Raw genomic sequence first — 3180 nt, 5'->3', positions numbered from 1 at the left:
GGCCCCAGGTTCTGCTCGAACGGCCGGTTCACGGCACCTGGAATATGGCCCGCCACCGGGTCCAGGGGTTCGACCGCACCGCTGAATCGCTCGGGCGCGCGCGCGTCCAGCACGGTGAAGCGCGGCTCGTCCAGGTTGGCCAGAACGGCGCGGGCATCGACGACCGGCATGGAAGGCGGCCCCGAAGGCCCCAAGCCCTGAATCGCCTGGGCCTCGCTCAGGCACGGGGCGCGCGCGCCGGTTTCGACGGCCCCGCCGATCGCCCGCCAGGCAGCCCAGCCCCCGTCCAGCACTGCGACGGATTCGTGCCCCAGCCAGCGCAGCATCCACCACAGGTGCGCGGCGAACATGGCATTGCCGGCATCGTAGACCACCACGTCGGTGCGAGACGTCAGGCCCTGCGCCCGCATCAGGGCGGCGAAGTCGGCCCGATCCGGCAGGGGATGGCGGCCGTTGCGCCCGGTCTTGAGCGCACACAGCTGGGTTTCATGGTCCAGGAACAGGGCCCCGGGCACATGACCCGATTCGTAGGCCTGCCGGCCCGCCTGGTGGTCCGCCAGATCGTGGCGCACGTCGAAGACCAGGCAGCCGGGCCGGGCCAGGCGGTCGCGCAAGGCCTCGGGCTGAATCAACAATGCGGTCATGACGGGTGTGTCTCCTTCGTGGGAATGCCTGCGGCTGCGGGTTGTGCCGGGGGACCATCGCCTTTCAGGGCGCGGGATTCAGTATAGGTGCGCCAGACCGACAGCAGCCCGGACCCAATGATCAGCGCCATGCCGGCCCAGGCCAGCCACTGCGGTCGGTCACCCAGGAACAGGACACCGATCAGGGCGGCAAAAATGATGGTCATGTACTGCAATGCAGCCGTCAACAGAGTAGACCCCAGACCGAAAGCCCGAGTCATGGCCAGCTGGCCCACCAGGCCGGCCAGGCCCAGTCCGAGCAGCGCCAGGAAAGCCAGCGGCGTGCTGGTATGCCAGCCCTGCCACGCAATACCGCCCAGGCCGCTGACGCAGACCCCAAAGGAAAACAGCAGCACCGTGCGCCATTCGGGCTCGCCCGCCTGCCCCAGCTGGCGGATCTGCATCATGGCAATGGCCGACAGCCCGCCCGCCCCCAGCCCCATCAAGGCAGCGAACCACTGGTCGTGCTGGATGCTGGGCCGCAACACGCCCAGCACCCCCAGGAACCCCGCCAGCACGGCCAGCACGCGCACGGGATCGCGCTGGGCGCCGCCAAAAAACAACATCCAGCCCGCGATGAACAGCGGCGCGGTGTAGTTCAGGCTGACGGCCGTGGGCAAGGCCAGGTGGGCCAGCGCAAAAAAACCCAGCCACATGGACGTGATGCCGCTGAGATTGCGCCAGATGTGCAGGCGCCAGCTGGATGGCCGGATCGTGCGCCGCGTGGAGCGCACCCAGAAATACAGCAGCAGGACAGACGGCAGCCCCCGAAACAGGACGATTTCCGGAAGCGTGGCGCCCTGGCCGGCCGCAAGCTGCACAAAAGCCCCCATCACGGCAAACATGGCGCAGGCCAGCAACATCCACAAAGACTGCATGCGTCACCCAAGACAGGGATACGAAACGAAAGCCGATACTATACACTTTGAGAACTTGTCCCCCCTGTATCTGCGGAGCCCCGCCTTCATGAAACGCATCATTCTGTTCCTTGTCACCAACATGGCCGTCATGCTGGTGCTCAGCATCACCATGAACATCCTGGGCGTCGGCCGCTACCTGACAGCCAACGGCATCGATCCAACCGCGCTGCTGGTGTTCTCGGCCGTGCTGGGCTTCACGGGTTCGTTCATTTCGCTGCTGATGAGCAAATGGATGGCCAAATCCAGCACCGGCGCCCGGGTCATCGACCCCCAGCGGCCGCAAAACCAGCGCGAGGCCTGGCTGGTCAACACCGTGCACCAGTTGGCCGACCGGGCCGGTATCGGCCGCCCGGAGGTCGCCATCTATGACGGCGCGCCCAACGCCTTTGCCACGGGCGCCTTCCGCAACGATGCCCTGGTGGCGGTATCCACCGGCCTGCTCTCGTCCATGACCGAAGAAGAAGTCGCCGCCGTGCTGGGCCACGAGGTCGCCCACATCGCCAACGGCGACATGGTGACCCTCACCCTGATCCAGGGCGTGGTCAACACCTTTGTCATCTTCCTGTCGCGCCTGGTGGGCTATTTCATCGACCGGGCCGTGCTCAAGAACGAACGCGACGTCGGCATCGGCTATTACGCCAGCGTTCTCGTCTGTGAAATCCTGTTCGGCGTGCTCGCCTCGATCATCGTCGCGTGGTTTTCCCGCCGCCGTGAATTCCGCGCCGACGCAGGTTCGGCGCGCCTGCTGGGTGCGCGCGAACCCATGATCCGCGCACTGGCCCGCCTGGGCGGGGTCGAGGCCGGCGAGCTGCCCAAATCCTTTGCCGCATCGGGCATCACAGGCGGCGCCATCGGCGCCCTGTTCGCCTCGCACCCGCCCATCGAACAGCGCATCGAAGCCCTGCGCCGCCAGGAGGCCTAGGACCGGCCGTGCGTGAATTCCAGGTCCTGATTTCCTTTGGCGGCTTCGTCGCGCTGCTGCTGTGGGGCGTCCACATGGTCCAGACCGGCGTGCAGCGCGCCTTCGGCAAAGCCCTGGGCCTGTGGATGAGCCGGGCCATGGGCTCGCCCCCGCGTGCCTTCGGCACCGGACTGCTGATCACGGCCGCCATCCAGAGCAGCACGGCCACCGGCCTGATGATCACCGGCTTCGCTCTGGACGGACTGGTGCCCCTGGTACCGGGCCTGGCAGCCATGCTGGGCGCCAACGTCGGCACCACCCTGATCGTCCAGGCGCTGTCCTTCGACCCGACGGCCCTGGCGCCGGGCCTGGTGCTCATCGGCGTCTGGATGTTCCGCCACTACGAACCGGGCCGCGCGCGCGACCTGGGGCGAGCCCTGATCGGCCTGGGTCTGCTGCTGCTGGCCCTGCACCAGCTGGTGACCCTGTTCGAACCGCTGCAGAACGCCCCTTTGCTGGGCAGCGCCCTGCTGGCCCTGGCCGACGCGCCGGCCATCGCCCTGACGGTCAGCGCCGCCCTGACCTGGGCCTCGCATTCCAGCGTAGCCGTGGTCGTGCTGATCATGTCGCTTGCCCACCACGATCTGGTGACGCCCGAACTGGCCTATACGCTGGT

Annotated in this window: 4 protein-coding genes; 2 read left to right on the top strand and 2 right to left on the bottom strand. The window is 67.4% G+C overall.

Features of this window, described 5'->3' with window-relative positions; all coding sequences use genetic code 11:
* The coding region (locus RBR29_RS11490; protein ID WP_320349408.1) for a rhodanese-like domain-containing protein at positions 1–644 on the bottom strand (644 nt) is incomplete at its 3' end.
* Complete coding sequence (locus RBR29_RS11485) at positions 641–1561, bottom strand: DMT family transporter (protein WP_320349406.1); 921 nt, start codon at positions 1559–1561, stop codon at positions 641–643. The genes RBR29_RS11490 and RBR29_RS11485, both read right to left, overlap by 4 nt.
* 88 nt (positions 1562–1649) lie before the next feature.
* Between RBR29_RS11485 and htpX the strand changes: the two genes are divergently transcribed.
* Both htpX and RBR29_RS11475 read left to right on the top strand, forming a co-directional pair.
* Complete coding sequence (gene htpX / locus RBR29_RS11480) at positions 1650–2525, top strand: protease HtpX (RefSeq protein WP_320349404.1); 876 nt, start codon at positions 1650–1652, stop codon at positions 2523–2525.
* A gap of 8 nt (positions 2526–2533) precedes the next feature.
* Positions 2534–3180 (top strand): Na/Pi symporter (locus RBR29_RS11475; RefSeq protein WP_320349403.1); only part of this gene is annotated, 647 nt, incomplete at its 3' end.

The sequence above is a fragment of the Castellaniella sp. genome (assembly GCF_034007085.1).
Taxonomy (GTDB): Bacteria; Pseudomonadota; Gammaproteobacteria; order Burkholderiales; family Burkholderiaceae_B; genus Castellaniella.
Note: the sequence above shows the minus strand (reverse complement) of the source record. Positions and strands in the feature narration are given on the sequence as shown.